The sequence below is a fragment of the Actinomycetes bacterium genome, assembly GCA_036510875.1.
Lineage (GTDB): Bacteria > Actinomycetota > Actinomycetes > Prado026 > Prado026 > DATCDE01.
Genome location: DATCDE010000284.1, coordinates 1 through 13,672, shown reverse-complemented (window position 1 = coordinate 13,672; position 13,672 = coordinate 1). Strand labels below are relative to the sequence as shown.

Below are 13,672 nucleotides of genomic sequence, written 5' to 3'. Positions count from 1 at the left end.
CCCCTGGATCGTCAAGTCGCCCGCCCCGGTGATATCCCACACCGACTTCGGCGTCCCCGGTTGTAGGTTCTCACATGCGATCACGTTCACGGGCGGAGCACACGGGTCAACAGCCGCTGATGCAGCTCGCCCCAGGGCCGGGATCACCGCCACCACCAGGCTGACCATCACCAGCGCTGCCAGGCCCGCCCGCCGCGAAATCCTTGACGTGATCACGGAATCCCCCCGCCTCCAAACACCACTTGGCTCGGCGCACTCGCCCGAGCACCCTCACGCTACGTGCGCACCAAAGAGTCACGGGATGCCAATCCGGAAGTGTCCGCCGAACGGTTGACGGCCGGCTCCCCTCATCGGTCCGGATGGGCCAGGCTCCAGCCTCAGGTCTCGCTGCCGGACGGCACCAGGGTGCGGATCACCCGCAGCGCCACCGACAAGGTGGCCAGGTCGAAGCTCTCACTGCTGGTGATGTCGTCGAGGGTGGCCCTGGTGCGGGCCAGGCCCTCGGCGTTGGCCTCGGCCCAGATCGCGATCCGCTCGTCGGAGTCCTCGACGTCCTGCGACGTCTGCAGCACGCTGCGGGTCAGGCCCGCCAGCGCTCCGTAGAGGTCGTAGCGCAGCGCCATCCGGGCCAGCGCCGACCAGCGGTCGTCGCGCGGCAGCTGGGTGATCCGGGTGAGCATCTTGTCCACCTGGAACCGCTCGGACATCGCGAAGTACACCTCGCTGACCGCACGGGGGCCCTCGCCGGTGCTTCGGGCGATCGACACGATGTCCAGCAGCGAGAACACGTCGAGCATGGCGGCGGTCTCGACGGCCAGGTCGGGCGGCGCGCCCAGCGCCTCGAACTCCGCGGCCCGTCGGTACAGCCGCTCGCGCTCCACCCCGATGAGCATGTCCGGGATCTGGGCGGCGAGCCGGCCCACCGGCTCGAAGATCTCGATCTCGGACTCGACGTCGATGAGTGAACGGCGCGACTGCAGCATCCAGCGGGTGGCCCGGTCGAGCAGCCGTCGGCACTCCAGGTACAGCGCCGACTGCGCCCTGGTCGGGATGACGTTGTCGAGCGCCTCGACCCGGCGCCAGAAGTCGGGTAGCCGGAACACCCCGCGGACGACGGTGTAGGCGCGGGCCACCTCGACCGGGGTGGCTCCGGTCTCCTCGGACGCCCGGAACACGAAGCTGATCCCGCCGCGGTTGACCATGTCGTTGACGACGACCGTGGAGACGATCTCGCGGCGCAGCGGGTGGCTGGCCAGCCGGTCGCCGTACCGCTCCACCAGCGCGGGCGGGAAGTAGTCCCGAAGCGCCCTGGCGAAGTACGGCTCGTCCGGCAGGGTGGACTCGCGCAGCGCCGGTTCCACGCTCATCTTGGCGTAAGCCACCAGGACCGACAGCTCGGGCGAGGTGAGCCCCTTGCCGGCCGCGTGCCGCTCGTCCATGGCGGTGTCGGTCGGCAGGAACTCCAGCCCACGGGCCAGCTCGCCGCGCCGCTCCAGCTCCCGGATGAACCGCTGGTGCACCGTGATCATCGAGTGGGACTGCACCCGGGCGTTGCCCAGCAGCACGTTCTGCTCGTAGTTGTCGCGCAGCACGTGGTCCGCGATGTCCTCGGTCATCTCGGCCAGCAGCTCGTTGCGCTGCTTGCCGGTGAGGTCGCCGGAGCGGACGACGGAGTCCAGCAGGATCTTGATGTTCACCTCGTGGTCGGAGGTGTCCACGCCGGCCGAGTTGTCGATGGCGTCGGTGTTCAGCCGGACGTCGGACAGGGCCGCCTCGATCCGCCCACGCTGGGTGAAGCCGAGGTTGCCGCCCTCCCCGACGACCTTGGCCCGGAGCATCGCCCCGTCGACCCGGATCGCGTCGTTGGCCTTGTCGCCGACCTGCGCGTGGCTCTCCCCCGACGCCTTCACGTAGGTGCCGATGCCGCCGTTCCAGAGCAGGTCCACCGGGGCCAGCAGGATCGCGCGCATCAGCTCCTGGGGCGTCATCGACGTGACGGCGGCCTCGATGCCCAGCGCCTCGCGGACCTGAGCGCTCACCGGGATCGACTTGGCCGAACGCGGGTAGACCCCGCCGCCGGCCGAGACCAGCGACGTGTCGTAGTCGCCCCAGCTGGACCGCGGCAGATCGAACAGCCGCTGCCGCTCCTTGAACGAAGCCTTCGGGTCCGGGTCCGGGTCGAGGAACACGTGCCGGTGGTCGAACGCGGCCACCAGCCGGATGTGCTCGGACAGGAGCATCCCGTTGCCGAACACGTCCCCGGACATGTCACCGATGCCCACAGCCGTGAAGTCCTGGCTTTGGGTGTCGACGCCGAGCTCCCGGAAGTGCCGCTTGACGGACTCCCAGGCGCCGCGAGCCGTGATGCCCATGGCCTTGTGGTCGTAGCCGACCGAGCCGCCCGAGGCGAAGGCGTCGCCGAGCCAGAAGCCGTAGTCCTGGGCCACCCCGTTGGCGATGTCGGAGAAGGTGGCGGTGCCCTTGTCGGCGGCGACCACCAGGTAGGAGTCGTCACCGTCGTACCGCACCACCCGCGCAGGCGGCACGATCGACCCGTCCACCCGGTTGTCGGTGAGGTCGAGCAGGCCGCTGACGAACATCCGGTAGCGGGCGATGCCCTCAGCCATGACCGCCTCGCGGTCGGCCGGGTCGGCCGTGCGGTTCTTCACCACGAAGCCACCCTTGGAACCGCCCGGCACGATGACGGCGTTCTTGACCGCCTGGGCCTTGACCAGCCCGAGGATCTCGGTGCGGAAGTCCTCACGCCGGTCGGACCACCGCAGCCCGCCACGGGCGACCGGACCGAACCGCAGGTGCACGCCCTCGACGTCCGGGCTGTACACCCAGATCTCGTACCGCGGCCGGGGCAACGGCAGCGTCGAGACGCGCAGCGGGTCGAACTTCACCGACAGGTACCGCTTGGGGGTCCCGTCGGCCGCCGGCTGGAAGTAGTTCGTCCGCAGCGTCGCGTTGACCAGCTCCAGGAAGGACCGGATGATCCGGTCCTCGTCCAGGCTGGCCACGTCGTCCAGTGCCCCGCCGATCTCCTCCTCCAACGCCGCGACGATCTCCCTGCGGTCCCCCAGGACGTCCGGGTCGAGGCGGGCCCGGAACAGCTGTACGAGGAGCCGGGTCAGGTGCAAGTTGTTGCGCAAGCACTGCTCCAGGTACTCCTGGCTGAAGGTGAACCCAGCCTGCCGCAAGTACTTCGCATACGCCCGCAGCACGACCACCTCGCGCCAGGCCAGCCCGCCGTGCAGCACCAGCGAGTTGAACCCGTCGCCCTCGGCCAGTCCGCCCCAGACCGCGGCGAAGGTCTCCTGGAACCTGGGCTTGAGGTCGGGGCTCTCCTCCACGGCCGGGTAGCGCAGCCCGAAGTCGTAGACCCACTGCTCGGGGCCGCCCATCGGCTCGATCTGGTACGGCCGCTCGTCGGTGACCTCCAGCCCCATCTGCTGCAGCACGGGCAGCACTTGGGACAGCGACATGGCCGACCCGCCGCGGTAGATCTTGAACCTCCGCTCGCCAGGCGCCGCACCGACCGGGTGGTACAGGTTCAGCGCCAGCCCGGTCTCGTCGAGGCGCTCCAGCTGGTGCAGGTCCGCGACCGCCGTCCGGGCCGGGAAGTCCTCCTTGTAGGCCTCCGGGAACGCGTCGCCGAACCGCTGCGACAGCTCACCGACCCGCTCCTCGCCGAACTGCTCGAGCAGCGCGTCGGAGAAGTCGTCGGCCCACGACCGGGTGGCCTCGACCAGCCGCAGCTCGAGCTCGGCCTGGTCGACGTCCGGCACCAGCGCGCCCTTGGCCATCCGGACGACGAAGTGCAGCCGCGCCAGCACCGACTCGGACACCCGCGCCGTGTACTCGACGGAGGAGCCATGGAACGCCTCCCGCAGGATCCGCTCCATCTCCAGCCGGACCTTCGTCGTGTACCGGTCCCGGGGCAGGTACACCAGGCAGGACATGAACCGGCTGTACGCGTCGCGGCGGAGGAACAGCTTGGTCTGCCGCCGTTCCTGCAGGTGCAGCACGGCCAGCGCGACAGGCAGCAGGTGCTCGCTGGACACCTGGAACAGCTCGTCGCGCGGGAAGGTCTCCAGGATCTGCAGCAGGTCCTTGCCGTCGTGGCTGTCCGGCAGGAACCCGGACGCATCGAGCACCTCGCGCGCCTTGCGCCGCAGCACCGGGACCCGCAGCACGCTTTGGGTGTACGCCGACGACGCGAACAGCCCGAGGAACCGCCGCTCGCCGACCACGTTGCCCTCGGCGTCGAACGCCTTCACGCCCAGGTAGTCCAGGTACACCGGCCGGTGCACGGTGGAGCGCGAGTTGGCCTTGGTGAGGATCAGCAGCCGCTTCTCCCTGGCCGTGGCCCGGGCCGTGGGCGGCAGCGCCGCGAAGGACCCGGACCGGCCCTGGTCGCCGCGCAGGATGCCCAGCCCGCTGCCGGGGCGGGCCACCAGCGCGTCGCCCTCGTCGGTCTCGACCAGGTCGTACTCCCGGAAGCCGAGGAAGGTGAAGTGCCCGTCGGAGAACCAGCGCAGCAGCTCCCAGGCCTCGGAGACCTCGGCGTCCGGCAGCGGCGGCGGGGTGGTGGCCAGCTCGTCGGCGATGCGCAGCGCGGCCTCGCGCATCTTGGGCCAGTCCTCGACGCCTTCCCGGACGTCGGTGAGCACCCGCCGCAACCCCTCGGTGATGGCATCGAGCTTGTCTCGGTCGACCTCACGGTCCATCTCGATGTGCATCCAGGACTCGAGCCCGACCTCACGGTCGGTCTCGGCGGGCAGCTCGTCGACCAGCTCCACGAACTCGCCCACGGCGGACCGGCGGACCACGAGCACCGGGTGGATCACCAGGTGGATGGCGCGACGCTGCTGGGCCAGGTAGCTCGTCACCGAGTCGACGAGGAACGGCATGTCGTCGGTGACGATCTCGACGACGGTGTGCCCGCTGGACCAGCCGTGCTCCTCGACGGACGGCGTGAAGATGCGCACCGCGGACACCCCGACCGGCCGGTGCTGGGCCAGCTCACGGTGCGACAGCGCGGCGCCGAAGATGTCGACCGGGTCCCGGCCGAGCAGGTCCTCGACGGTGACGTTTCGGTAGTAGTGCTCGAGGTAGGCAGCGGCGTCGGGGGCCCGGCTGCGACCGTGATCACCGACCTCGACCGCGTGCGCGATGAGGTCTGCCTTGGTGTCGCGGCTCGATCCGCCGCCGATGCCTCGGGACATGCCAGCCACTACCGATCGCCTCTTCGGTGCAGGACCGCACGCCGTTGTGCGGAACTCCTGGAGCCTATCGTTCGCCCGGCCAGCTCAGCCCATGTGCGGGTACGCAGAGGACGTCGGCGGGACGAAGGTCTCCTTGATCGCCCGGGTCGACGTCCACCGCAGCAGGTTCTGCGCCGAGCCCGCCTTGTCGTTGGTGCCGGACGCCCGGCCGCCGCCGAACGGCTGCTGCCCCACGACCGCGCCGGTGGGCTTGTCGTTGACGTAGAAGTTGCCGGCGGCGAACCGCAGCGCGTGGGTGGCGTGCGCGATGGCGGCCCGGTCCTGGGCGATGATCGACCCAGTGAGCGCGTACGGGGCAACCGACTCCATCTGGTTGAGCATGCCGTCGTAGTCGGCGTCGTCGTAGACGTGCACGGCGAGGATCGGCCCGAAGTACTCGGTGGTGAAGATCTCGTCCGTGGGGTCCTGGCCCAGCAGCACGGTCGGCCGGATGTACCAGCCCTCGGTGTCGTCGTACGTGCCGCCCGCCCCGACCTCGATGGAGTCGGTGGCCCTGGCCCGGTCGATCGCACCGCTCAGCTTGCGGTAGGCCCGGTCGTCGATGACCGCTCCCATGAAGTTCGACAGGTCGGTGACCGGGCCCATCGTCAGCCCGTCGACCTCGGCCAGCAGGTCGTCACCGAACCGGTTCCACAGCGACCTCGGCAGGTAGGCGCGCGACGCCGCCGAGCACTTCTGGCCCTGGTACTCGAACGCCCCCCGCACCAGCGCCGTGCGCAGCACGTCGACGTCGGCGCTGGGGTGGGCGACCACGAAGTCCTTGCCACCGGTCTCGCCGACGATCCGAGGGTAGGCCCGGTAGCCCTCGATGTGCTCCCCGATCGTGCGCCAGAACAGCTGGAACACCCGGGTCGAGCCGGTGAAGTGGATGCCGGCCAGGTCCGGGTGGGTCAGGACGGCGTCGGAGACGTTGGCCCCGTGCCCGGTCACCATGTTGATGACGCCGGGGGGCAGCCCGGCCTCCTCCAGCAGCGCCATCAGGAAGTGCGCGGCGAACTGCTGGGTGTGCGCCGGCTTCCACACGACCGTGTTGCCCATGATCGCGGGCGCCGTCGGCAGGTTCCCGGCGATCGAGGTGAAGTTGAACGGGGTGATCGCGTAGACGAACCCCTCGAGCGGGCGGTGGTCCACCCGGTTCCAGATGCCTTTGGCGGACTTCGGCTGCTCCTCCATGATCTGCCGGGCGAACGCCACGTTGAACCGCCAGAAGTCGATCAGCTCACAGGCGGCGTCGATCTCGGCCTGGAACGCGGTCTTGGACTGGCCGAGCATGCTCGCGGCGTTCAGTCTCTGCCGCCAGGGGCCGGCCAGCAGGTCGGCGGCCTTGAGGAAGACCGCGGCCCGGTCGTCGAAGGCGAGGTCGCGCCACCCGGGGGCCGCGTCGCGGGCGGCCGCGATCGCCGCCTCGGCGTCGGCCTGGGTCGCGTCCGCGGTCACGCCGAGCACGTGGTCCCTGGCGTGCGGCTCGGCGACGTCCAGCCGGCTGCCCGAGGCCATGACCCGCTTGCCACCGAGGGCACAGGTCAGCTCGAGCGGGGTCGCGGCCAGGTCGGCCAGCGTGGTCTCCAGCTCGGCTCGCTCGGCGCTGCCCGGCGCATACGTCAGGTTGGGCTCGTTGACGGGAACGGGAACGTGGGTCACGGCATCCATGACGCTCATCGTGGCACGCACGCGACCCGATCGTCAGGTGACGGACAGCAGGTCGGCCAGCTCCTGGGTCGCGTACCACAGCAGTGCGTGGCCGTCCGCCGCCTCGGAGGTGGCGGGCCAGGCGGTCACCGCCACGGACACGTCCGGCTCGGCGTCCACGTCGTCCACGTGGGCCGACGCGACCGTCGCCATCGCGATCTCGGCCGCCACGCGCACCGCCCCGGTGGCCGGGTCGGTCTCCTCGACCGCCGAGTCCGGCACGTCGGCGGCGATGACCACCCGGCGGCGCGGCGCCGCCGGCTCGGCGGCCAGCAGGCCCAGCGCGGCGTCCGCAGCAGCCGCCATCGCGTCCTCGGCCAGATCGTCGGGGTCGGTGCCCGGCGCGGCCGCGCGGACGGCCGCGGTGACGGCGAACGCGGCCACGGGAGCCGGGCCCACCGCACGCCGCTCCACCAGCTCGGCCACGGTGCTCAAGGTGGCCGGGACGTAGACCCGCATCACTCGCTCCAGGAGAAGGAGTCGGCGCGGGCCCGGCGCAGCGCGTCGGCGGAGGTCCGCAACGAGGTCTCGATCACCGCAAGCCGACGCGCCGGGTCCATGAGGTTGACCCCGATGGCCTCGAGGTCCTGCCGGCCCGGACCGAGCAGGGTGACCACGGTGCCCTCGGCCCGCACCCGGCCGGCCTCGTGCAGCATCCGGCGGGTGACCGTGCGCCGGAAGCTACGCTCCACCCGGGCGGCCACCGACGTCGGTTCGTCGTAGTCGAACGACGCCATCGGGGCCAGCACGTAGACCTCGTCGAGCTCGAGCCCGGCCAGCAGGTCGACCGAGGTGACCGAGCAGGTGCCTCCGTCGACGTACCGGCGACCGTCGATCTCCACCGGCGCGTACCAGCCGGGCACCGAGCAGGACGCGAGCACCGCCTCGACGAGCGGCGCCGGCCGGGACCCGGGCCGGCCGAACACCACCCGCTTGCCCGAGTCGTAGTCCATCGCGACGACCCACAGGTTCGGGTGCGGCGACCACTCCCCGGCCGGCGTGATCGCGTCGACCAGGTGCCGGATGCTCCACAGGCTGCCGCGGCCCTCGGGCATGAGTGCGGACATCGCGGCCAGCGGGGTCAGCGACCGGGGTCGTCGCAGCGCCTGCATGAGCAGCCGGGTGGAGCCGAGGCCGGCCTTGGGCAACGGCGGGAGCGGCCCTCCGGTGCCCCTGTCGTAGTCGAAGGAGTAGCCGCCCAGCGGGCCGGCGCCGATCGGGTGACCGAGCTGGTGGTCGCGCAGCTCGCAGGAGCGCACGCCGGAGCCGATCAGGGCGGCCAGCACCGATCCGGCCGACGTCCCCATGAGCACGTCGGCCTCGCGGACGTCGAAGCCGGCCACCTGCTCCAGGGCGCACAGGGCCCCGACGGTCCAGGCGGCACCCAGGACACCGCCGGCCCCCAGCACGAGCCCGCGCCGCGGGGTCACCGGACGGTCCCCCGCAGCTCGGCCAGCGAGTCGACCAGGCACTGGGCCAGGACGTCGACGTCGGCCATGGCGTCGCGGTCGGCGTTCAGCCCGAAGTAGACCCCGCCGTTGTACGAGGTCAGACCGACGCTGACCACCTGCCCCTTGGCCAGCGGCACCACCGGGTAGGTGGACAGCAGCTCGGCGCCGCCGGCGTACAGCGGGAACTGCGGACCCGGCACGTTGGTCACGACCAGGTTGAACAGCCGTCGGGACAGGCTGCTGCCGACCCGCGCGCCCAGGGCGTGCAGCGTCGGCGGCGCGAAGCCAGCGACCCCGATAAGCGCGTCCGCGCCGACGGCCTGACCGGTCTCCTTGTGGCCGGCCATGGCGTAGGAGACCTGGTGCAGCCGCATGACCGGGTTGGGCTCGCCGACCGGCAGGTCCACCAGGTAGGACGACACCTTGTTGCCCGAGGCGCCGGCCGGGGCCTCGGTGCGGACGCTCACCGGGACCATCGCCCGCACCACGGCTCCCACGCCCACGGCCTCGCCGCGGGTCATGAGCCACTCGCGCAGCGCGCCCGAGACCACTGCCAGGACGACGTCGTTGACGGTGCCCCCGTGCGCCTTGCGGATCCGCTTGTAGTCCTCGAGCTGCGTGTCGGCCGTCGCGTACCGCCGCTGCTCGCCGATCTCGGCGTTGAGCGGACCGCTGGGCGCGGTCTTGGCCACGGTGCGGACCATGGCCAGCACCCCACCGGCGGCGCCAGCCAGCTGGCCCAGCGCGTGCTGGAGGTCCCCCACCCCGTTGCGGATGGTGTCGATAGCGGCCGTCGGCCGCTTCACCAGGTCCCCGACTGCCCCTGCGACCAGCTCGAGTCCAGTGGGCTCGGGGGCGGGACGCCAGCTGTCCGGCCCGGTCGCCCGCGGCTCTGGAGTGACGTCGAGGATCACCTGCCCGATGTCGATGGCGCTGATGCCGTCGACCATCGCGTGATGGGTCTTGCTCAGCACGGCGAACCGGCCGTGCTCGAGACCCTCGACGAGGTACATCTCCCACAGCGGCCGCTTGCGGTCGAGCGGCCGGCTCATGATCCGAGCCACCAGCTCGCGCAGCTGGGCGTCGGTCCCCGGCCGCGGCAGCGCCGAGCGGCGCACGTGGAAGGTCACGTCGAAGTGCTCGTCGTCCACCCAGACCGGGCTGGCGATGTGACCGGGCACCCAGCGGATCCGCTGCCGGTAGCGGGGCACGAAGGCGATCCGCTTCTTGATCAGTGCCACCAGCCGGTCGTAGTCGAAGCCACCCTCGGGCACCTCGAAGATCGACACCCCACCGACGTGCATCGGGGTGGTGGCCTCCTCCAGGTACAGGAAGGACACGTCGAGCGCGCTCAAGCGGTCGGGCACGCGCATAGCCTCCTGTCCCAAGGCGCCAGCCATCGCCGACAGCGGCGCCGGATACCTCCATGGTGGCATGCAACCCGTTGCCAGGCATGACAGTTCCGTCATGCGGGGGGTCTCGGCGACGGATCGCGCCCTACTGTCGGGTGTCCGAGACGTCAGAGGGGAGCCGGCCATGACACGGAGGAACGTGGCGCTGCTCGGTGCCGCTGGGCTGCTGCTCGCCGGGTGCTCCACGGCCCACGCGACGGTAGACGCGTCCGGCATCCCGCCGACGACGCCGAGCGCCAGCGCGGCCACCGGCACGGCAACGACGCCGGCGTCGACCACGGCCAGCCCGGCCCCGCCATCGGCCGGCCCGAGCACGAGCCGGTCCGCCGTGACGCAGATGACCGCGCGGCCCACCGCGTCGACGTCGGCGCAGGCCACGGTGATCGAGGTGCGGCTGGCCAAGGGTGCGGTCACGCCACCCACGGACCGGGCCAAGGTCCCGCTGGGGTCCCGGGTGGTCATCCGGTTCACGTCCGACATCTCCGACACGGTGCACGTGCACGGATCCGACATTGAGCAGGCGGTCAGGGCCGGGACCACCAAGGACATCGCCTTCGTCGCGGACCTGCAGGGGACGTTCGAGGTGGAGACCCACGACAGCACCATGGTGCTGATGCAGCTGCAGGTCTCCTGACGCAGTGGGCGTGAACCCGAGCCTGCTGCTCGCCCACGGCGTGGCGGTGCGCGCGGACCTGCCGCTGCCGTTCTCGCTGGTGCTCAACGGCTCGGCGCTGGCGCTGCTGCTGTCGTTCGTCGCGCTCGGCTCCCTGTGGACCCAACCGAGGCTGCGCAGGCGGGAGGCCGGGCGCCCACTGCCGCGGGCGCTGGCCGGCGTCCTCGAAGCGTCGGAACTGGCCTGGGGCCTGCGGATTCTCGGACTGGTGGCAGCCCGCTACGTCCTCGTCGCGCTGTTCCTCGGGCCGGACGACGCCGCCAACCCGACGGCCGGCGCGCTCTGCATCCTGGTCCTCCCACGCCGATGGCTTCGAGGTGGCGACGCTGTTCGGGCACCTGTCGGTGGTGGGACGCCGGGGGCGACGGCGTGCTCGTGCTGCGCAGCCCGCTGGACGGGGTGGCCGACACCCTGGCGTGGATCCGGTTCGCCCAGGGCAACGCGCTCCCGCGGGTGCTGGTTGACTCGGTCGGGCTGATGCTGACGATCGCCGCCGTGGGTGCGGCCCAGACGGCGGCCACGGTGGCATCTGGTCGCTGCTCGTCGTCGGCGGCCAGCCGACCCTGCACCGGCTCAGCGACCCTCTGGTGAACGGCGCGGACCTGCTCGGGATCGGCGGCGATGACCGGTCGGTGGCCCTGGTCAAGCGTCGCCGGGCCGCGGTCGGCCAGCTTCCTGCGGTGGGGGTCATGGTGGCGTTCACCGTTACCGGGTTGCTGCTGCTGTTCTCCGGCTGAGCGGTAGCCCGCTCGCACCCGGCGTCAGGTTCGGCTGGCTGCCTCGATGAAGATGACCCGGGTCGACCGCGAGCAGCCGGCTGCTGCCGAGGTGACCGCGGTGCTGCGGGACAGCCGCGGGCCGGGTCACGGCCCCTCAGCGCAGCGGCGCAGTGAAGAGGGTCTCGAGCTCGCTGAGGGTGTCCAGGTAGCCGCGGTGGTGGATGCCCACGAAGCCGAGCGCCACGGCGGCGTCCACGTTGTGCCGCAGGTCGTCGACGAACACGCACTCGGGCGCGGTCAGCCCGAGCAGCCGAAGGGTGTGCTCGAAGATCTGCGGCTCCGGTTTGCGCATCCCGACCTCACCGGAGATGACGACGACGTCGAACATCTCGTCCCAGCCGTCTCGCGGGTACTCGTTGCCCCAGGAGTTCGACAGCAGCGCGGTGCGCACCCCGGCCTGGTGCGCCCGGCGCAGCAGGCCGGCCATGTCGGGGGCGTGCTCGAACCGCTCGAACATCCGGTCCAGCAGCCCCTCGGGGCGGACGTCGGTGCCGGAGCGGACCCGCAGCGCCTCGGCCAGCCGCTGCTCGAAGTCGGGCACCTCGATCTCGCCGCGCTCCAGCGCGTGCACCGGGTTGAACCACGCCTCCTGGCCCGCGGCCGGTCCCAGCCAGGAACGCATGACGTCGGTGAAGTGGCCGAAGTCGATCCCGTCGGACGCCGCCCAGGCGGGCATCACCTCGCCCAGGCCGACGGTGAGCACGCCGCCCCAGTCGACGACCAGCCCCTTGAGCTCACGCACCGGACACCTCACGGGCCCTGGCCAGCAACGCGGGCACTCCTTCGTCGAGGGTGGCGAAGAACGGGTCGTCAGCCATGCCGGCCAGCCACCGGTGGTAGGACGCCTCGAGCAGTACGGCCAGCTTCCAGACGGCCAGCGTGACGAACCAGCGGGTCTCACCGGCGTCCCGGCCGGTCCCGACGGCCCAGCGGGCGACCAGTTCTTCACGGGCGGGGAACCCGGGCCCGTTGACCGCCAGCTCGCCCAGCGGGAAGCTCTCCCCCAACTCCGGCCAGAACAACAGCAGGTAGCCGAGGTCCGCGCGCGGGTCGCCGACGGTGGCCATCTCCCAGTCCACGACCGCGGTGATCCGGGGCTGCCCGCCAGCCCTGGCCACGATCACGTTGTCCAGCTTGAAGTCGCCGTGCACCAGGGCCGGCTCCACCTCGGCCGGCAGGTGGTCACGCAGCCAGTCCCGGACGGCGTCGTAGTCGGGCAGCTCGCGGGCGGTTCCCCCGGCCGCGGCCACCGCGGCCTGGATGCCCTCACGCTGGCCGACCCAGCGGCGCAGCTGCCGCTCGAGGTAGCCGGCCGGCCGGCCGATGCCGGCGTCCACAAAGGGACGCCAGTCGGCCCGGTGGATCTCGACGAGGGCGTCCACCAGGTCCAGCGCCAGCGCCCGCTGGGCGGCCACGTCGGCGGCCAGCCAGTCCGGCAGCCGGTCGCGGACCACCTCGCCGTCGGCGCGCTCCATCAGGTAGAAGGGCACGCCGAGCACGTCAAGGTCCTCGCACACGTCGACCACTGTGGGGACCCGCACCGGTGTCCCGGCCAGCAGCGACAGCACCCGGAACTCGCGCACGACGTCGTGCGCGGTGGGCAGCAGCGGCCCGGCCGGCGGACGGCGCAGCACCCAGCTGCGCTCGCCGCGGCGGACCAGGAAGGTGAGGTTGCTGTGGCCCTCACCGAGCGCGGTCACCTCGAGCGGGCCGTCCCCCGGCAGCCGGCCCCGCGCCCAGCCCGCCAGCGCCTGCGGGTCCACGAGATGCACGGCGGCGGCCACCCGGCGATCCTAGGACGGCGTGGCTCGGGCCGGACGAGTAGGGTCTTACCGACATCATGTCGGCATCAGGCGGCGAGCAGAGGCGGGGACGAAGATGACGGAGCCGGCCACCGGGCGCGGCAAGTGGCGGCCGATGCCGTTCATCGCGCTGGGCGTCTCGATGATCATCGTGGACGCGACGATCGTGAACGTCGCGATCCCCTCGATCATCCGCGACATCGGCATCTCGGTGACCGACGCCGAGTGGGTCAACTCCATCTACTCGCTCGTCTTCGCGGCGCTGCTGCTCACGACGGGCCGGGTCGGGGACATCTACGGACGTCGCCGGCTCTTCCTGGTGGGCACTGTCGTGTTCGTCGCGGCCAGCCTGGTCGCCGCCCTGGCGCCGTCCGCCGGGGTGCTCATCCTGGGCCGGTTCCTGCAGGGCGTCGGCGGGGCCATGCTGCTGCCCGCGTCGCTGTCCACCGTGAACGCCATGTACCAGGGCAAGGACCGAGCGATCGCGTTCGCGATCTGGGGAGCCACGATCGGCGGCACCGCGGCGCTCGGCCCGCTGCTCGGCGGCTGGCTCACCACGGCGTTCTCCTGGCGCT

General features: G+C 71.7%; 11 protein-coding genes. 4 read left to right on the top strand and 7 right to left on the bottom strand.

Translation table 11 applies throughout. The annotated features are described in order from the left end of the window. Positions 1 to 377: 377 nt before the first annotated feature. The 5 genes from VIM19_16635 to VIM19_16615 all read right to left on the bottom strand — a co-directional run bounded on the left by VIM19_16635 (position 378) and on the right by VIM19_16615 (position 9,798). Entirely contained in the window at positions 378 to 5,231 is a 4,854-nt protein-coding gene (locus VIM19_16635) for an NAD-glutamate dehydrogenase (GenBank protein ID HEY5186482.1), read from the bottom strand. Positions 5,232 to 5,315: 84 nt separating this feature from the next. Further along, positions 5,316 to 6,941, bottom strand: a complete 1,626-nt coding sequence (gene pruA, locus VIM19_16630; protein HEY5186481.1) for an L-glutamate gamma-semialdehyde dehydrogenase — start codon at positions 6,939 to 6,941, stop codon at positions 5,316 to 5,318. Positions 6,942 to 6,974: 33 nt separating this feature from the next. After that, positions 6,975 to 7,439: a hypothetical protein gene (locus VIM19_16625; GenBank protein HEY5186480.1), complete on the bottom strand. Its 465-nt coding sequence runs from the start codon at positions 7,437 to 7,439 to the stop codon at positions 6,975 to 6,977. Beyond that, the gene (locus VIM19_16620; protein ID HEY5186479.1) at positions 7,439 to 8,410 is read right to left on the bottom strand and encodes a patatin-like phospholipase family protein; all 972 of its coding nucleotides are present in this window, start codon (positions 8,408 to 8,410) and stop codon (positions 7,439 to 7,441) included. Before VIM19_16620 ends, VIM19_16625 begins: the two co-directional genes overlap by 1 nt. Further along, entirely contained in the window at positions 8,407 to 9,798 is a 1,392-nt protein-coding gene (locus VIM19_16615; GenBank protein ID HEY5186478.1) for a wax ester/triacylglycerol synthase family O-acyltransferase, read from the bottom strand. Before VIM19_16615 ends, VIM19_16620 begins: the two co-directional genes overlap by 4 nt. Positions 9,799 to 9,967: 169 nt before the next feature. On the opposite strand from VIM19_16615, the gene VIM19_16610 reads away from it, so the two are divergent. From VIM19_16610 to VIM19_16600, 3 genes are all read left to right on the top strand, one after another. Beyond that, positions 9,968 to 10,477, top strand: coding sequence for a hypothetical protein (locus VIM19_16610; GenBank protein ID HEY5186477.1), 510 nt, complete (start codon positions 9,968 to 9,970; stop codon positions 10,475 to 10,477). Positions 10,478 to 10,487: 10 nt separating this feature from the next. After that, a complete protein-coding gene (locus tag VIM19_16605) occupies positions 10,488 to 10,994 on the top strand; it encodes a hypothetical protein (GenBank protein ID HEY5186476.1) in 507 nt (168 codons plus the stop codon). Between the two features lie 109 nt (positions 10,995 to 11,103). Continuing rightward, a complete protein-coding gene (locus VIM19_16600) occupies positions 11,104 to 11,253 on the top strand; it encodes a hypothetical protein (protein ID HEY5186475.1) in 150 nt (49 codons plus the stop codon). Between the two features lie 136 nt (positions 11,254 to 11,389). Here the strand turns inward: VIM19_16600 and VIM19_16595 are convergent, their stop codons facing one another. Next, positions 11,390 to 12,037 carry an HAD family phosphatase gene (locus VIM19_16595; protein HEY5186474.1) on the bottom strand — a complete coding sequence of 216 codons (648 nt, stop codon included), beginning with the start codon at positions 12,035 to 12,037 and terminating at the stop codon, positions 11,390 to 11,392. Continuing rightward, positions 12,030 to 13,079 carry a phosphotransferase family protein gene (locus VIM19_16590; protein HEY5186473.1) on the bottom strand — a complete coding sequence of 350 codons (1,050 nt, stop codon included), beginning with the start codon at positions 13,077 to 13,079 and terminating at the stop codon, positions 12,030 to 12,032. Before VIM19_16590 ends, VIM19_16595 begins: the two co-directional genes overlap by 8 nt. Positions 13,080 to 13,173: 94 nt before the next feature. Here VIM19_16590 and VIM19_16585 point away from each other — a divergent pair. Beyond that, positions 13,174 to 13,672: MFS transporter (locus VIM19_16585; protein HEY5186472.1), on the top strand; the 499-nt coding region annotated here is incomplete at its 3' end.

Excerpts from the sequence above, each read along its gene's own strand:
- VIM19_16625 (HEY5186480.1), bottom strand. The coding sequence starts at position 7,439 with ATGCGGGTCTACGTCCCGGCCACCTTGAGCACCGTGGCCGAGCTGGTG.
- VIM19_16610 (HEY5186477.1), top strand. The coding sequence starts at position 9,968 with ATGACACGGAGGAACGTGGCGCTGCTCGGTGCCGCTGGGCTGCTGCTC.
- VIM19_16635 (HEY5186482.1), bottom strand. The coding sequence starts at position 5,231 with ATGTCCCGAGGCATCGGCGGCGGATCGAGCCGCGACACCAAGGCAGAC.
- pruA (HEY5186481.1), bottom strand. The coding sequence starts at position 6,941 with ATGGATGCCGTGACCCACGTTCCCGTTCCCGTCAACGAGCCCAACCTG.